Annotated in this window: 14 protein-coding genes; 9 read left to right on the top strand and 5 right to left on the bottom strand. The window is 43.0% G+C overall.

Going from position 1 to position 15605, the window contains the following annotated elements; all coding sequences use genetic code 11:
- Nucleotides 1–450 precede the first annotated feature (450 nt).
- The gene (locus BLQ79_RS08165; RefSeq protein ID WP_143270087.1) at nt 451–837 is read right to left on the bottom strand and encodes a hypothetical protein; all 387 of its coding nucleotides are present in this window, start codon (nt 835–837) and stop codon (nt 451–453) included.
- Between the two features lie 213 nt (nt 838–1050).
- Between BLQ79_RS08165 and BLQ79_RS05945 the strand changes: the two genes are divergently transcribed.
- The gene (locus tag BLQ79_RS05945; protein WP_091364800.1) at nt 1051–3150 is read left to right on the top strand and encodes a transporter substrate-binding domain-containing diguanylate cyclase; all 2100 of its coding nucleotides are present in this window, start codon (nt 1051–1053) and stop codon (nt 3148–3150) included.
- A gap of 179 nt (nt 3151–3329) precedes the next feature.
- Here the strand turns inward: BLQ79_RS05945 and BLQ79_RS08275 are convergent, their stop codons facing one another.
- Nucleotides 3330–4187 carry a LysR family transcriptional regulator gene (locus BLQ79_RS08275; protein ID WP_159427863.1) on the bottom strand — a complete coding sequence of 286 codons (858 nt, stop codon included), beginning with the start codon at nt 4185–4187 and terminating at the stop codon, nt 3330–3332.
- A 222-nt stretch (nt 4188–4409) separates the two neighbouring features.
- Between BLQ79_RS08275 and BLQ79_RS05935 the strand changes: the two genes are divergently transcribed.
- The gene (locus tag BLQ79_RS05935; RefSeq protein ID WP_159427862.1) at nt 4410–5219 is read left to right on the top strand and encodes an MBL fold metallo-hydrolase; all 810 of its coding nucleotides are present in this window, start codon (nt 4410–4412) and stop codon (nt 5217–5219) included.
- Nucleotides 5220–5265: 46 nt separating this feature from the next.
- Nucleotides 5266–5595 (top strand): MoaF-related domain-containing protein, encoded by a 330-nt coding sequence (locus BLQ79_RS05930; protein ID WP_091364796.1) that lies wholly within the window; start codon nt 5266–5268, stop codon nt 5593–5595.
- Between the two features lie 130 nt (nt 5596–5725).
- Here the strand turns inward: BLQ79_RS05930 and BLQ79_RS05925 are convergent, their stop codons facing one another.
- Nucleotides 5726–6790 carry a GGDEF domain-containing protein gene (locus tag BLQ79_RS05925; protein ID WP_159427861.1) on the bottom strand — a complete coding sequence of 355 codons (1065 nt, stop codon included), beginning with the start codon at nt 6788–6790 and terminating at the stop codon, nt 5726–5728.
- 440 nt (nt 6791–7230) lie between these two features.
- On the opposite strand from BLQ79_RS05925, the gene BLQ79_RS05920 reads away from it, so the two are divergent.
- Nucleotides 7231–8994 carry a diguanylate cyclase domain-containing protein gene (locus BLQ79_RS05920; RefSeq protein WP_159427860.1) on the top strand — a complete coding sequence of 588 codons (1764 nt, stop codon included), beginning with the start codon at nt 7231–7233 and terminating at the stop codon, nt 8992–8994.
- Nucleotides 8995–9072: 78 nt separating this feature from the next.
- Here BLQ79_RS05920 and BLQ79_RS05915 read toward each other — a convergent pair whose 3' ends face one another.
- Both BLQ79_RS05915 and BLQ79_RS05910 read right to left on the bottom strand, forming a co-directional pair.
- Nucleotides 9073–9345: a thioredoxin family protein gene (locus BLQ79_RS05915; RefSeq protein ID WP_091364789.1), complete on the bottom strand. Its 273-nt coding sequence runs from the start codon at nt 9343–9345 to the stop codon at nt 9073–9075.
- Between the two features lie 27 nt (nt 9346–9372).
- The gene (locus BLQ79_RS05910; RefSeq protein ID WP_091364786.1) at nt 9373–9627 is read right to left on the bottom strand and encodes a GNAT family N-acetyltransferase; all 255 of its coding nucleotides are present in this window, start codon (nt 9625–9627) and stop codon (nt 9373–9375) included.
- A gap of 506 nt (nt 9628–10133) precedes the next feature.
- On the opposite strand from BLQ79_RS05910, the gene BLQ79_RS05905 reads away from it, so the two are divergent.
- The 5 genes from BLQ79_RS05905 (at nt 10134) to rny (ending at nt 15552) form a co-directional block, all read left to right on the top strand.
- Entirely contained in the window at nt 10134–10841 is a 708-nt protein-coding gene (locus BLQ79_RS05905) for an MBL fold metallo-hydrolase (RefSeq protein WP_091364782.1), read from the top strand.
- Entirely contained in the window at nt 10838–11140 is a 303-nt protein-coding gene (locus BLQ79_RS05900) for a hypothetical protein (RefSeq protein ID WP_091364779.1), read from the top strand. Before BLQ79_RS05905 ends, BLQ79_RS05900 begins: the two co-directional genes overlap by 4 nt.
- Complete coding sequence (locus BLQ79_RS05895; protein ID WP_091364776.1) at nt 11140–12285, top strand: DUF445 family protein; 1146 nt, start codon at nt 11140–11142, stop codon at nt 12283–12285. The genes BLQ79_RS05900 and BLQ79_RS05895 overlap by 1 nt, the downstream gene beginning before the upstream one ends.
- Nucleotide 12286: 1 nt before the next feature.
- A complete protein-coding gene (locus BLQ79_RS05890; protein WP_091364773.1) occupies nt 12287–13480 on the top strand; it encodes a DUF445 family protein in 1194 nt (397 codons plus the stop codon).
- 515 nt (nt 13481–13995) lie between these two features.
- A complete protein-coding gene (gene rny, locus BLQ79_RS05885) occupies nt 13996–15552 on the top strand; it encodes a ribonuclease Y (RefSeq protein ID WP_200779842.1) in 1557 nt (518 codons plus the stop codon).
- Nucleotides 15553–15605 lie beyond the last annotated feature (53 nt).

The raw sequence follows: 15605 nt of genomic DNA, 5'->3' as shown, positions 1-15605 counted from the left end.
CTGAGTCTGTACCGGATGACGCCGTCCAGGGCGGAAGAGTGCATCGAATTTACGAGGATACACCCGTTTCCATGCCAACACGGAAGTTAAGCTTGTAAACAAATACATAGCGATCTTAACGCATCTTCTGCGTCACTGGAGACAAATCCGAACTCGGACGTAGCAGACTACAGTCTGAGTCCGAATTTGTCTCCGTTCCTTGAATCTGCATTAACCTTGTATGTATTTGCATCTCTGTTCTTACGCTGGGGAGTCATGCACTTTTACCGTTGTATTTGCTTCTATCCTCCCAGATCGCTTCTGGGGAGCATGCTATGTGAGAAAATACAAGCTTAACTTCTAACCGTGAGTTGTTAGAAAAACGTAAAACACACCCATTTGAGGAAATTGAGGCTAGTTTGTCTCAGATATGGCTGAAGCCGGATAACTCCGGTGTCAGCCTGTAGGCAGCTACGGCTGGCGACCGTGAAATATTAGAGAAATGTAAAACACACCCATTTGAGAAAATCGGAGTGAGTTTAGTCTGTATGCGCTGAATGCTGGTAAATTCGGTGACGGGCTGTAAAAGGTTACGCCTGGCATCGGATTTACCAGCAGTGAAGCAGCAGGCAGGCTGAAATCGTCTCCGATTTCCCAAATGGGGCCGAAAGTACTTGCTGGGAAGTCCTGGGAGGGGACAGCTTCCAGAGGATTCATTCTCTGGAAGCTGTATGTTTTCAGACCGTAAAACAGGAAATCCGGAGGATTTCCCAAAGGATATTGCGGCCGGCAGATAAAACTCCATATTCTATGCATCACAAAAGAGACACCTGAAACGGTGTCTTTTTTATTTGGCAATCTTGGTAACTCCCAGGCCAGGTGCCTATGTAGGTAAAATAGTAAAAGGATACAAAGGGAAAATGCGAAGGCCTGGTGAGGCGCGAAGACAAAGTATTGTTATCATATGTTTTTTAAAGAGTCTTATAAATTTACAAGCAACAATAAGCATGTTACACTTAATTTAAGTTGTAGATATATTTACATGTAGGTTTTATTGAAAGAGGGATATTTATGCCTGCATTCCCCCTGCGTTTATTTGTCCTTTTAGCATTGGTTCTGAATGTGTCTTTTATTGTTGACCTATCACATGCAGCAGAACCTGCCCCAAAAATTGTTCGCATTGGCTATGCTATACCTAAAAATTATAAGGGCAATCCCGCCAGGATTCATAAGTCGGGATATACATATGAATATATGAGGATGCTTGCTTCTTTCAATAACTGGAGATATGTTTATGTATACCGAACCTGGTCTGAATTGCTGGGGGATCTGGCAGCAGGAAGAATTGATATAATGGATAATGTTTCCTATACGCCAGAAAGGGCTAAATTGTATGATTTTTCTGTTTTTCCTCTACGGAGTTTGGCCTATTACCTGTTTGTGCCAAACGGCCAGGAAGACCGATATCAGCGCATGGAGGATTTTCGTGGAAAACGTATTGGAGTTGGTAAAGATACCACTGTGGCCAGCCAGCTCCGTCAATGGAATAAAGAGCATGGACTGAATCTTAAGATTGTTGAATATAGTGATTATGAATCTCGTATTGTGGCATTAAGGCGTGGAGAAGTGGATGCATTGGCAGACTTTACTGCCAGGCTGGATACCGTTAAGGGAAATGTGATTCCTGTGTTGCGCTTTGGTACAGATAATTCCTATGTCGCCGTATCTAAGAAACGACCGGATCTTCTTAAAGAGACTAATGAGGGGCTGTCCATGATTAGCACATATATCCCTGATTTTAAAGCGCATTTGAAAGAAAAGTATATCCTGAAAAACTCAGAAAGTATTGTCCTGACGACTGAGCAGAAAGCCTGGTTTAAAAGACATGGAACAATTCGAATTGGATATATAGATACGATGGTTCCTTTTATTTCTACCGGTCCTGATGGACAGGCTCGGGGGATGTTCAAAGATTTAATCAATTACGGGTTTAGAAAATTTAATTTAAATGTGCCTGTAACTTATATTCCTTATCAGGATATGCAACAGCTGATCAAGGATTTACAGGAACATAAACTTGATGCTGCGATTCCCATTTACGATACTCCGTGGGAAGCGGAAAATAAACATATATTACTTACCCCTAATGTAGTACGGATGAAGATGTATGTTCTTAGTCGTAATGGAGAGCCTTTAAATCAGGATACCCTTTTTGCTGTGGTAAAATCATTGCCTCCGCAGGAAAAGTATATCAGGCAATTTTTCCCCGGGCATAAGATTAAATATTTTGAATCGCCAGAAGCTTTGATAGAAGCTGTGGAAAATGGAGATGCCGGGGCTGCTGTGGTAGATCCGTACTTTATTTCTCTGTATATCCAGAATAATGATCTTCAGGTTACCAGTCTGGAGGATTCTGAAGATTTAACCATTGCGGTAAATCCGGATAATCATCCTCTGTTTTTGACGATGAGTCGAATGGGGGAATTATGGGGAGACAGTAATATTGCAGATTCACTTTTGAAGCATACGGATGAAGCATTTACGCCTGGATTTGCATATTATGTACAGCATAATTATGGGAAAGTTATAGTGATAGCGATTATTGGGACCGGTGTGCTTACCGCTCTGGTTGGAACTATTATCTTCAGAAATCGGCAAAAAGAAGCAGCAGAACGCATGGCTTCCATAGATTTTCTGACAGGTCTGCCAAATCGCAGAGCCTATGAAGAAAAGTTGTTGGAGGAAGAGCATGTGCATAGTGAGCAATTTGCGGTCGCTGTATTTGATATTAATGGATTAAAAAAGGCTAATGATACCCTGGGCCATGCAGCAGGAGATGAATTAATTAAAACCATGGCAAAATTTCTGATGAATTTAAAGGATGAATCCAAAGAGAAACTTCCATTTTTTCAGGGGTATCGTGTAGGGGGAGACGAGTTTGTCGCGTTGATGCAGGTAGACGATAGGCAACGCCTGCTTTTACACCAGTCTTTACTGGATCAGATGAATAACTGGAAAGGCGCATTCAATCCCCGCATATCCGTATCTGTTGGAGTTTCCAGCCGCAGTGAATTCCCAGACAGTTCATCCAATGAGTTGGTACGCATTGCTGATAATCGAATGTATCAGGATAAGTTAAATTATTATCGCTCAGCAGAAGAGAAAAAATAATCGTGCTGTTGTAGAAGCGGGTATGTAGTATTGGGGCTGTATAAAAGCAGCAAAAACGCAGACTGAAATGGATGGTTCATAAAGAATTCAGTCTGCGTTTTAATATGTAAAAGCAGGGCCAGCAGATCATCCGAAATGGGGCGAAGATTTCGGTATAGGTAAAAATACCTGCCAATCGATTAAATGTCAGCCAGAAGCTTCACCAGTGCCTTAACACCTTTGCTTGGAGATTTAGCACAGTAAATACCAATATTTCCTGCATCAATGTCAGAAGGGACTACATGAAAATATGGCTTAAAATTATTGGCCCATGAGGAATGGATGATGGTCAGGACATCTCGGTAATAGCTTTGGAACCGGGTTTCTGTATTATAAGCATTATCCAGTTCCTCAATTTCAGCATAAGATGGCAATGCATCCTTGAAAGGCTGAGCAATGCCATCGTAATGGCCGGTGATGATATGTTGATTCCGAAGGTCTTCTTTATGGATAATAGGTAAGCGGGACAAAGGATTCTCTTCCCTCATCAGAAACGAATAGGTATCTCTCATAAGTGGAATAAATGTGAGGTTCTTTATGTATTCCGGACGATATTCTGCTGCGATACTTAAATCTACATCTCCATTGGCAATCGCTTTCAGATGGGTGGAAAAAGGGAAGAAAGGAAACATGATTTCACTCTGGGGGTATTCCTGGCGAAATTTCCGGAAAGCGCACAGGAAACGGGTAGGCAACCCTTCCTCTGGTAGTGCAACCCGTATATGGTAGTGTTGATTCTTATCATTATTTAAGCCATAGTATCTGGCCTCTTCATACAGAGAAATTATTTTTTTAGCACTGGTTAGAAAATGGACTCCGTTTTCCGTAAGCGTTACTCCGTGATTGGTCCTGTTAAACAGGGGAAAACCCAAATCACGTTCCAGAAGATTAATTTGCTGAATAAGTGCCGCCGGGGAGATGAATAATACAGAAGCGGCTTTTGAAAAACTTCCTAGTTTGGCCGTTTCAATAAAAGAAGATAACTGGCGATCGTTCATAATGTCTCCTTGTTTGAAGAAAAATGATATCTCTATCCGGATTGTTGCCATATTCATCCTGGAAGAATCTGACCAATATATGGGGTCAGACAATTCTGTACTCCTGTTTTTATTATACCAGTATATAAGCTGGCGTAAAGCTTTTACTTAATACGGATTTAAATTTATGAAATTCCGCATAAATTTAGTTCATTTTATAATAGAGCCAAAGGGGGGATGAATATGAAAACATTCCAGTTAAATGATTATACATTGCATGTGTTTTTTAACGATGCAGTAAGTTTTTTTGTAACTATGGCAGTCCTTGAAAAAGATGGACATGCGGTACTGGTTAATACTGGCTTTACCCAATCGGCAGCCAAGAAGGTTTCCTATTGGATTAAGGAAAAAGGACTGATTCTGGATAAGATCTTTATTACCCACTTCGATCCGGATTATTATTTTGGACTTGAAACGGTGATAAGGGAATTTCCAGAGGTCATAGCCTATGCTTCGCAGGAAACAGTGGATAAGATTTGTACCTCATTGTCTGGCAAACTGGACGCATGGAAAAATGTTCTTAAAGAAGATGCACCAGTTAATCCTGTAATTCCTAAGGCTATGGAGAAGGGGCCGATAGATTTTCTTGGAGTTCCCTTTATATTTAGCGGAGAGAATGGACGGATAAATCTCTGGGATGAAAAGAATCGGGTACTGCTGGGAGGCATAGATACTTTTAATGAAATTCATGTATTCCTGGCTGATACAGGGTCCAGAGAGAAGCTGGAGGCATGGATTAAGCGCCTGGATGTATTGGACGCATTACATCCTGAAATTCTGATTCCATCACATGCTGTCGAAAATGGTACCTTTGATACGGAAGCACTTAAACATACCCGGGAATATCTGAAGAATGCAATAGATGGAATTTCCAGGGCAGAAAACAGCAGAGAATTGACAGATTTTCTGCTTGCGGATTATCCGGACAGAGAAAATAAAGGGGTAGTAGAACTGGGGGCTAAAGTACTTATGGGAGAATTGCAGTGGGGCTGATTGTCACATAAAGTAAAATGATTGGATTAGAAAGGAGCAATATATTATGTTTTTTGATTATGTAAAAAATAAGAAAGTTTCTGTGCATTATGAATCCGGCTTTGCTTTTGATATTGTATACCCGGAAAAGGATGTACTGCAGTGGATTCCAACCAGTGATAAAAGCCTCGCTCCATCTGGGAGAGAACACTATGAAGTAGAAGAAGTAAGCGATAAGATTTTTTATGTCAATTGGGTGGAAGAAACAGGTGTCGTAGTATCGCAGATTCTGAATTTCAATTCTAATAAAGTGCTCGCATTCATGACCTGGAATGATGAAAAGGGACGCGGTGGCAGAGCATCCATTTTTCATAAAGGAACCTTTGAAATCAGATAAAGGCAGAAATGTACCTGTCGATACAGCAGGATAAAATATAAAATCAAGAACTCCTGATATACCATTAGTTTTTCGGTATATCAGGAGTTTTATGTAACTTCATGCCCAGGAAAATAAAATCCCACAGGGCTTATGTTTTTAAAACCATTAGCTTACCCATGCGTCCACGACCGGATTGTTTGGCATCGTAGAGAGAAATATCTGCCAGGCGAATCATTTTATACAGCGCTTCCGTGGTTCGAGGGGTTCCATAGCATTGTCCAATGCTGAAATTAACCTTTCTGGTTATGTTTTCAATGGAAATAGACTGAGTCAGCTGTTCGAGCTGGGTCAATTTGGCATTGAATATAGTTAAATTTCCCTTAAAAATGACAAGGAATTCATCACCGCCAATACGATAGGCAGAATTGCCAAAGACATGTTTCATATGACTGGCAGCCTGTTTTATAACCAGATCTCCGGCAGCATGGCCTGCTTCATCATTAAATTCTTTAAAGAAATCAATATCCAGCATAGCCACAAACAGCGGATGATGAATAAGTTGCGCTGTATCTGCATCCAGCCCATCTCTATTTTTTAGCCCGGATAGATTGTCAGTCCAGCTGGTCAGCTGCCATTGCCTGATGGTTTTTTCTGCGGAATCATGATCCAGTTGGAGAGAAGCAATGATAAGAATAAGGGCCCACAAAAAGTTGGAAATTTTAAGATAAGGATAGTAGATGTCCAGTAAGTTACACGTTCCATAGATAAAGCACATAAGCAGCAGGAAAATCCAGGAAAGGAGGGAGAAATGCTTGCGATGAAACAGGACAACAAGGAAACTGAATGCCATATAGATATACAGATAATTATCAGCAAACCATACCAATGGGCCATGATGGAATTGCCCGTCAGGAGTCATGTAAAAAATCCAGTGTCTGGTCCATGGAAGCAGGAAAATAGTAGTAAGAAACAGATAGGGGAGTGCACAAACCACTTTTTGCCAAACAGAGAGTGTTTTGTTTACACCGGTAAGACTTAAAATGTACAGAACAACCAGGTAAATTAACGTGGTGTTCAGTACATATCCGGAGAAATTCACCAGATTTCCAGTCTCCGGTGAAAAAAGAAGCGGATTGTTTCGCATTACACAGGAAAAAGCTTCCAGCAGGCTGGTAATAGCCAGAAGAATGGTAGTGGCAATTAACAGATGCATAGAGTGACTTTTCCTTTTGATTTGAAGCAGGCGGAAAATAAGGATTACGGAAAGCATGAGAAAGGCGCTGATATCATAGCCAACGTTGTATTCGCCAATATCATATAAAATGTGGACCATAAATAAAGCAGACCTTTCAAATATATTAATTATTATGAATATAAATAAGCTGATAAAACATAGATCGGTTGCTCACACTATAACACGAGAGCAGTTATTTATTCAATGGAAGCAGCTGCGTATGCTGTGAATCTCCTTCTGTTACATGGAGTTGACAATCTGTGCTAAAAGGAGAATAATGGGCAGTGAGATTGCATATTTTATTGATAAGTCTGTTAATCAGAGCGGGGAACGACCGCATGGATAAGATTTGATATGATACAAGGTAAGATTTGGGGCCGGTGTCTATAATTACAGGTATGGTAACAGGGGTGAATCATTTGGATTATAGAAAGCAAAAAGGTTCTTCGGCAGCAGTTCGAAAAAAGCAGCAATATCTGCTGGTATCGGTTGTTTTTTCTTTTCTCCTTGGGATAGGGTTGCTTATGGGGGCGATTTACGGGAGTCGGGCACATGCTCGTCATCTGGCCGAACTTTATCTGTCTGATGTGACCTGGGAGTTGGGGCAGGGAATAAAAACGACAGATTCTCTGGGGGAAATATTAAAAGACTCAGGTGGAAAAACTGATAGTTTTTATACGGGAGCCCGGGCATTGCAACTGCAGAATCCGGTAGTAGAACTATTTGCCTTCGAACTGCCGTCAGGGCAGCGGTTAATAAGCCCGGCAGGTAATTATGTGACTCCGCCTGACTTATATCTGAAGGATGTGCCAGTTTCCGGAATGAGTGGGCATAGGAATGCGGCAGATACCCTGTTTTTCGGTCCTTCTCCGATTTCTGACGCAGACACCGGGATATACATTCGTAAATCAGTATATGCAGGAACAGAAAAATATGTGGGTACTGTCACTACCATATTAAGCATAAATAAACTGCTCAGGACAGAAACTATTTCAGAGCTGGCTCGTCAGGGATATGATTATCGGTTGCTGCAGGTAGTTGGGGGAAATGTCCGGGTTATTACCACCAATCTGGATAAACCGCTGTCTTATCCATTGACGGTGACAGAAAATTATGAGGGACAACGATGGGAATTACAGGTTATGCCTCATAATGGATGGATGACTCCGGAAATCTTGCTTCTGGGGGTAACCGTTATGGCTATGGGAGGATTTGTTCTATATACGGCATATGAATGGGTAAAACTCAGAACTCGGAATGAAGAATTAAACATGGAAACCAGAGTGCTGAGGAAGGAATCAGTGATTGATCCATTGACACAGATTTATAACCGACGTGGGTTTGAAATAGAGGCTAATCATCTTCTCCGGTCACAGGATAAGGCCATTCTGGTATTTCTGGATATTAATGATTATAAGGTATATAACGACATTTATGGGCACGAAGCCGGTGACAGAGCTCTGGTTTCTCTGGCCAGAGAACTAACGGCACTCATGAAAAAAATGCATGGGCTTACGGGCCGTATGGGTGGGGATGAATTTGCAATGCTTATTCCTGGTAATTCGCAGAAACATATTGAATTATTGTCGAAATGGGCAGACAAAAAACATTTTTTTGTGCAGAAGGGGACAAGTTTTGAATTTGCAGTGAGTGTTGGATATGCGTTTTATCCTGATCATGGCGTGGGTCTCATGGATCTCCTCCATAAGGCGGATAAAGCGGCATACCACATTAAGCGAGTAAAGGGAATAAATAGTTTTTGTTACAATAGCGTTCTTGAAAAGGAACACCGATTGAATATGGGGTTCAGCGTCAAAGATCTGGAATATGGAATGCCGGCAGCCCTTGTTATCTGTGAAGCAAACTATCAGGGGAGGATATTATTTGCTAACCGGGAGGCAGAACAACTTTATGGATATGAAAATAACTCCTCTTCATGGATGGGGAAGCGTTGGGCGGATATGATTGCTCCGGAGGAGCTTCCCCGGGTTCTGATGGAAATAAAAGGGTATAGAAATCGTCATGGAGCTAAAGACATGAATGGGAACTACCCAGGACCGCGAAAACCCATTAACTTCCACCTGATAAAAGCCGACGGAAGCCGGAGAAAGGTCAGCACACTGGGAAGAATTGCCTATAATCAGCACTATGGAGATATAATGTTTATTCTTATGTTTGAATAGTGAATTGCAAAAACGCAGGAAGTCTGATGGAATGCTTCCTGCGTTTTTGTATAAAAACCAGTAGGATGGTATAGTGAATTATCTTGCCAGGTTGAGAGCTTCTCTTACTTTTTCTGCTGTTACCTCATAGCTGTCCCCGGGATGTGCCTCATATACTTTTGTTTCATCCACAAAAATGGATGGGCAGTAGTAATGATCAAACCCTTTGGCAGATTCCGGGTGTTCATCTTCATAAATCCATTCTGCAGTCATTCCCTGATAAGCTTCCTGCGCAGTAAGTTCTTTCCAGGCTTTCATTGCATTGTGGCAATATGGGCAACCGTGAAGAATAAAAATTTTAATATTTTTCATAGGAACCTCCTTTGAACGATAATCGTATTAATCCTTATAATTGTGGCGCTTCATCCATATGTCCATATAAGAGCAGTGGGAAGCTACTTTATAATGATGAGCCTTAGCCCATTGATACGTGGGGATTGCCAGTTTTCCTGCAATCCCCTGTCCACGCATACTTTCTTCCACTATAGTATGTTCTACAGTTAGTACATCTTCTTCCAGCGTATATTCAATATAACAGGAAGGGAAATGCTCCAGTTCAAACCGATGACGCGATGGCTGGTGGATGATATTCATAAAAAATCCTTTCTCAAATCAGAACCCCGGAGGATGTTGTCCTGCAGCATGGCAGAGAAATCCATCTGAAGTGTGTTGTGAGTATTTCAGGGGGATTAATCACATTATACATCCATTGACCGGGATTGAGTATAAATCATTTTTTTCGGCTTTCCAGCCAAGGGGAGGAATGTTCGCAGACAGTTTTTTGGTATGAGAGCGAAGAGTAAACTTTTCCTGGACAGCTGAAATGGGGACAGGGAAAAAGAAGCTCCTTGATAATGTATTCAATACCTGACAGAGCATAGTAAGGATTTTTCTTAAGTCAGATATTTTAGTAAAAAAGCGTACTGAAATATACAATCTATCCTAAAAAACACTACTGGGGCTCTTGCTTGCAATCATAATACGTATTGGTAGTTTCCCTTATGGTGATTTGTTATAATAGTAAAAATAGTATGGCATATGGTGCGGCGAAAGTGGCATATACATATGGTAGTTATCTTTAAAGTGGTGTTGAGGTAGAAATGAGTGCATACACAATTGGATTTTTAAAGCACAGTGGGTTTTACCTGGAGCTGGATGACTGTATTCTGGTCTTTGATTATTATCAGGATCCGGAAGGAATCCTGGATTCTCTGCTGGCCGATACAGTAAAGGATGTGTATTTCTTTGTATCCCATCGGCATTATGATCACTTTAATCCGGAAATTGCAAAATTTCAGAATAAGGCAAAGTCCTATTTTCTGCACAGGGATTGTGAGTTTTCTATAGAGGATATGGATAAGGTGCATTTCCTTAACGTAGGCGACTCTTATCATGCCAAACACTTTTCTGTGCGCATGTATGGCTCTACCGATATCGGAGGGTCTTATCTGATACAGTATAAAAATAGGAATATTTTTCATGCCGGGGATTTGAATTGGTGGCATTGGTCTGGTGAAAGTGACCGGGATAATATGGCGGCACGTGCTTTCTATTTCCGTGAGCTGAAAAGATTAAAAGGACTGGAAACAGACATACTGTTTTTTCCTGTAGATGCAAGACAGGGAGAAGCCCGGGAATGGGGGGTCAGGCAGTTTATGGAAACGGTTACTGTAAAACAATTGCTGGTGCCGATGCATGCCTTTGGTCCGGCATGGAAACGTTCCTACGCATTTCGGTGGAGATTTCCGAATGTTCCGGTATGGATTCCGCAGCATGATGGTGAAAAATATAAGGGAGAGTTGGTATGAGTTCAACCTGGATTATCATTCTTATCGGTATGATTGGGGGCAATTTCCTTCTGAATGTGGCTCCTGTGGGATTTTATGTAGAAGCGGTAGTAATTATCAATCTGCTGATTCTGGCACTGGCATTTTTTGCGTTCAGGCGGGATCCATTTATTGATATGCGGGCAAATATGCTATTCATGATTGGACTGACTGTGATTAACATCATGACAGAGCTGGGGATGATGTCTACTACGTTATCCTGGGTGGCTTTTGGGGCATTGTTTATCTGGTCTATGATGGGAGGAGGAAGGTCACGCTGATGAAAAACGGAAAAGTAGGTATGGCGGATGGATTGCTGGTGCTTTCCATGGCGCTGTGCCTTTTTTCATATATGTACATGGAAACATCCTGTGGAAAACTGCTTTTTCATATGGCACTGGCGGCTGGGATTGCAGGGCTTGCTGACTGGTATGCGGTAAGGTCATTATTTCATAAGCCGCTGGGGATTGGTTTCCATACGGATATAATCAAGAACAGCCGGGTAAAAATGATGGCAGCGGCAAGAAATATGCTGATGGAACAGATTTTTACAGTACCGGCCTTATACCGGCTGTGCAAACTTCATCCGCCGCTTATGGTATGCCGTCAGTGGATACAGGAAAATCAGGAGCTGTGTACAGCATGGCTGGCCCGGTGTATTCAGGTTGTCCTGGAACATATGGATCTGGAAGCCTCAATACATGGAAAAGGGGATGTGGATCTGATAGGGTTCGCGGGACCGGCGGTTACCGGGACACTGGAGGACATAAAAGGGGACCCGTTCTGGGACGCGGTTACCCGGGAAGCCAGAAGATTATATCATCTTCCGGTGATGGAAAATATGCTTAACCGTCTCTTTGAAGAAGCTGTTGCTTATTATGGAGAAGGAAGTACCGGAAGGAAGATGGCGGGAAAACTTCTTCTGAGTAAAAAGGAAGAACTGCTGAAGCGGGGAGAGGAAAGGTTCCTTCAGTCGCAGATTATAGCTTCCCTGGTTGAACAGGCGTGGTCTGTCTGGCTTCAGTCATTGACCGGAGAAAAACGACAGCAGCTGAATTACCGGTTGAATCAGCTGTTTATGAAATGGGTACAGAATGCTGTCCGTGAAGAAACGGAGAGGGACGATGCAGCTCAGAAGATAGCTGCTGCATTAATCGACTGGATTCTTGCACTTTCAGGCAACCGGGAAAGAATGCTGGAACGCAGTTTTTCGTACTGGCTTATCCGGAAGATTCCGGATATACACCAGTTAATGGACAGGACGGTAATGCAGTGGATGGAGCGTTACAGCGGACAGGAAATCTCAGATTTCATGGAACAGTCGCTGTACCGGGATCTGCAGATTATCCGGGTAAACGGTACGCTTATCGGCGCAGTGCTGGGGTTCCTGTTTGAACTGGCCTATATGGCGGCAGGAGGGATATAGTATGAAAAATATAAAGACAGCCAATGTGATACTCATACTGTCAGGTCTGCTCCTGATACCTCTTTTCTTTCTGCGGCTGCATACCCCGTCATCTGTGTTGGATGCCATTTTCTTTCTGGTACAGTGTGTATTTATCGGCAGTGTGGCAGACTGGTTTGCGGTAACGGCATTATTCAGAAAGCCTCTGGGCATTTCATTTCATACGGAACTTATTCCACGGAACAGGGATAAGATTATAGGTGGAATTCGTAAGGCCATTGAAAAGAAACTGCTCACCAGAGAAACAGCGGAAATGATGGTGGCCGATTTATCTGTGGAAAATCTGATTTATTCTTTTATGAATAATGAAGAACGCCGCACCCGGTTAATTCACCAGACGGCGGAAATGCTGGCGGAAAAATTCATGGATGCCAGACCTGTACTTCTGGAGACCGGTAGAGAAATGGTGGTATCCAGAAAGGAAGAAATAGCCGGATTTATCTGTGACAGTATAATCAGCCGCTCCGATATCCTGCTGGACAGGCTTCTTGATCTGGCAGAGAAAAAACTGGAAGAGGAAAAGACGGACGAAGTTCTGGCGGCCAGACTGAAGACCTATGTTATGGAGGAACTGGCACCGGGAAATATGATGATTGGGCTGGCCCTCCTGACCGGAGCAGTTAATTTTGAGCATATGGCAAAAGCCATTTCCAGAGCAGCGCGGGAAGAGCTTCAGCATCTGGACCGGGCACAGGTATACGGAGAATGGAATACCTCTCTGAGAGCACTGGCAGCAGACCGGCGGGTGATGGATATGCTGAAAGCCAACGTAGTCCGCCTGGCACATACAGACAGGGTACAGTCCATTCTGTGCAGTCTACCCGGATATACGGATGAAAAGGTGCTTGCCACGGATATGGCTGGCGCGATGGAGCAGGGGCTCTATACGGTGATAAATGACAGGGAAACCATGCAGAAGATAGAGGAAAGTTCAGTTTCACTTTTCAGGAAAGTGCTGAGTTACGAACAGTCTTTCGCCGGGACAGAGGCGGAAAATATTCTGAAGCGTTTTTCGAAAGTGAAATTCAACCGGTTTCTTTATGAGAAAACGGCAGATGAACTGGGGTGGATCCGTATCAATGGTGCAGTGGTCGGATGTATAGGCGGTACGATTTTTCTCAGTGTACTGTGGCTGGTAGAAAAAATTTCCGGCTGACTGCGTAAAGAAATTTTTCTGTAACAGCTGCAAACCTGGATAATCCGTTCTAAGGAGTCCGGGAACAGGTCTTCCGGAGAAGGAAAGGCAGATACACAAAGAATCGGATACAGGTAAGAAAATGCGTTGTGCATTGAAGCCTGTGTCCGGTTCTTTTTGTTTTATATGGAAAGGAGTTAGTCGCCCATGGCCATTTTTACAGTATATTTCTGAAGTGGCGAAGGGAACCAGACTCTGTCAGGGAAAAAGAAAGCCAACGGTAATCAGAAAGGAAGAAACACAGGGAAAGCCAGAAAAAAGGACGGCATGAGAAGGGAAAATGATTACTTTATCGCATAGAATGAGGGAATATAGAAGATGAATACATATAATCTTGACAATATTTTAATAAAAATACTAAAATTAATTTAGTATATCATGCATTTTTGCAGGATATATGTATTTACACTTAGATAGACTGAAATACATATTTTTACAAGGAAAGAGAGGTGAAGTCTTTGAGTTTAGATAAAGTAATGCTCTTTATCTGTATTACCGGTATTATTGCCGCCGCCATTGGCTGCGGTATTGGATATATACTGAGAAAACGGCTGGCAGAAGCTAAAATTGGCTCTGCAGAAGCAAAAGCACAGCAGATTGCAGACGATGCCAAACGTTTATTAGATAATACATCCAGAGAAGCACAGAACCTGAAAAAAGAGGCGATGATGCAGACTCGTGAAGAAATTCATAAGCTTCGTGAAGACGTAGAAAAGGAAAATCGTGAACGAAGGGATGAACTTCAGAAATATGAGCAGAGACTGGTACAGAAGGAAGAACATCTGGATCGAAGAAGTACAACATTAGAAGAACGAGAAGACGATTTATCAAAGAAAACAGAGCAGCTGAAAGCCAGACAGACGGAAGTGGATGCCGTATATGAACAGCAGAGAGCCCGTCTGGAAGAAATATCTCAGATGACGCAGAGTGAAGCCCGCACTATGATTATGGATAAGGTGGATTCTGATCTGACCCATGAAAAGGCTGTCAGAATCCGGGAAGCGGAAGCGGATATTAAGGCGGATGCGGACCAGATTGCCAGAAAGATTCTGGCAACCGCCATCCAGCGTAATGCGGCGGATACCGTTTCTGAAACCACGGTTTCGGTTGTTTCTTTGCCTAATGAAGAAATGAAGGGGCGCATTATTGGCCGCGAAGGGCGCAATATCCGTGCTCTGGAAACACTTACCGGGGTTGACCTCATTATTGATGACACACCGGAAGCGGTTATTCTGTCCTGCTTTAACCCGGTACGCAGGGAAATTGCCCGCGTAGCCCTGGAAGCACTGGTCAAGGATGGACGAATCCATCCGGCCCGTATTGAAGAAGTAGTGGCCAAGGCAAAACGGGAAGTGGATAGAGCCATCATCGAAGCCGGTGAGGCAGCGGTACTGGAATGCGGTATCCGCGGTATTCATCCGGAACTGGTTAAAACTCTGGGTAAGCTGCGCTATCGCACCAGCTATGGACAGAACGTCCTTCAGCATTCCATTGACGTATCCTACTTTGCAGGGGTTCTTGCCGCTGAAGTAGGAGCTAATGTGGATCTGGCCAAGAGAGCCGGCCTTCTTCATGATATAGGCAAGGCGGTAGACCGTGAACGCGAAGGTACTCATGTAGAGCTGGGCGTAGAACTGGCTAAGCGGTATCATGAACCGGAAGCGGTTATTAATACCATCGCATCTCACCATGGGGACTGTGAACCACAGTGTGTGGAAGCCGTTTTGGTAGCGGCAGCGGATGCCATCTCGGCAGCAAGACCGGGTGCACGCCGTGAAACACTGGAAAACTATATCAAGAGACTGACAAAACTGGAAGATATTGCCAAGTCATATCCGGGAGTTGAAAACTGCTACGCGATTCAGGCTGGCAGGGAACTTCGGGTTCTGGTAAAACCGGAAAAGATTTCTGAAGATCAGGCCACCATTCTGGCGCATAAGATTTCTCAGCAGATTGAAAGTGAATTGCAGTATCCTGGACAGGTCAAGGTTATAGTTATCCGTGAAACCCGTGCAGTAGATTATGCTAAGTAGCTAAGCAAAAAATCCGTAAGCTGGATTTTCCGGCTTACGGATTTTTTATTTGG

Origin of the sequence: Dialister histaminiformans (genome assembly GCF_900103425.1) — a bacterium.
GTDB classification, from domain to species: domain Bacteria; phylum Bacillota; class Negativicutes; order Veillonellales; family Dialisteraceae; genus Allisonella; species Allisonella histaminiformans.
Note: the sequence above shows the minus strand (reverse complement) of the source record. Positions and strands in the feature narration are given on the sequence as shown.

Coding starts and splice junctions, on each gene's coding strand:
- BLQ79_RS05945 (WP_091364800.1), top strand. CDS start 1,051: ATGCCTGCATTCCCCCTGCGTTTATTTGTCCTTTTAGCATTGGTTCTG.
- BLQ79_RS08275 (WP_159427863.1), bottom strand. CDS start 4,187: ATGAACGATCGCCAGTTATCTTCTTTTATTGAAACGGCCAAACTAGGA.
- BLQ79_RS05935 (WP_159427862.1), top strand. CDS start 4,410: ATGAAAACATTCCAGTTAAATGATTATACATTGCATGTGTTTTTTAAC.
- BLQ79_RS05930 (WP_091364796.1), top strand. CDS start 5,266: ATGTTTTTTGATTATGTAAAAAATAAGAAAGTTTCTGTGCATTATGAA.
- BLQ79_RS05925 (WP_159427861.1), bottom strand. CDS start 6,790: ATGCATCTGTTAATTGCCACTACCATTCTTCTGGCTATTACCAGCCTG.
- BLQ79_RS05915 (WP_091364789.1), bottom strand. CDS start 9,345: ATGAAAAATATTAAAATTTTTATTCTTCACGGTTGCCCATATTGCCAC.
- BLQ79_RS05910 (WP_091364786.1), bottom strand. CDS start 9,627: ATGAATATCATCCACCAGCCATCGCGTCATCGGTTTGAACTGGAGCAT.
- BLQ79_RS05905 (WP_091364782.1), top strand. CDS start 10,134: ATGAGTGCATACACAATTGGATTTTTAAAGCACAGTGGGTTTTACCTG.
- BLQ79_RS05900 (WP_091364779.1), top strand. CDS start 10,838: ATGAGTTCAACCTGGATTATCATTCTTATCGGTATGATTGGGGGCAAT.
- BLQ79_RS05895 (WP_091364776.1), top strand. CDS start 11,140: ATGAAAAACGGAAAAGTAGGTATGGCGGATGGATTGCTGGTGCTTTCC.
- BLQ79_RS05890 (WP_091364773.1), top strand. CDS start 12,287: ATGAAAAATATAAAGACAGCCAATGTGATACTCATACTGTCAGGTCTG.
- rny (WP_200779842.1), top strand. CDS start 13,996: ATGCTCTTTATCTGTATTACCGGTATTATTGCCGCCGCCATTGGCTGC.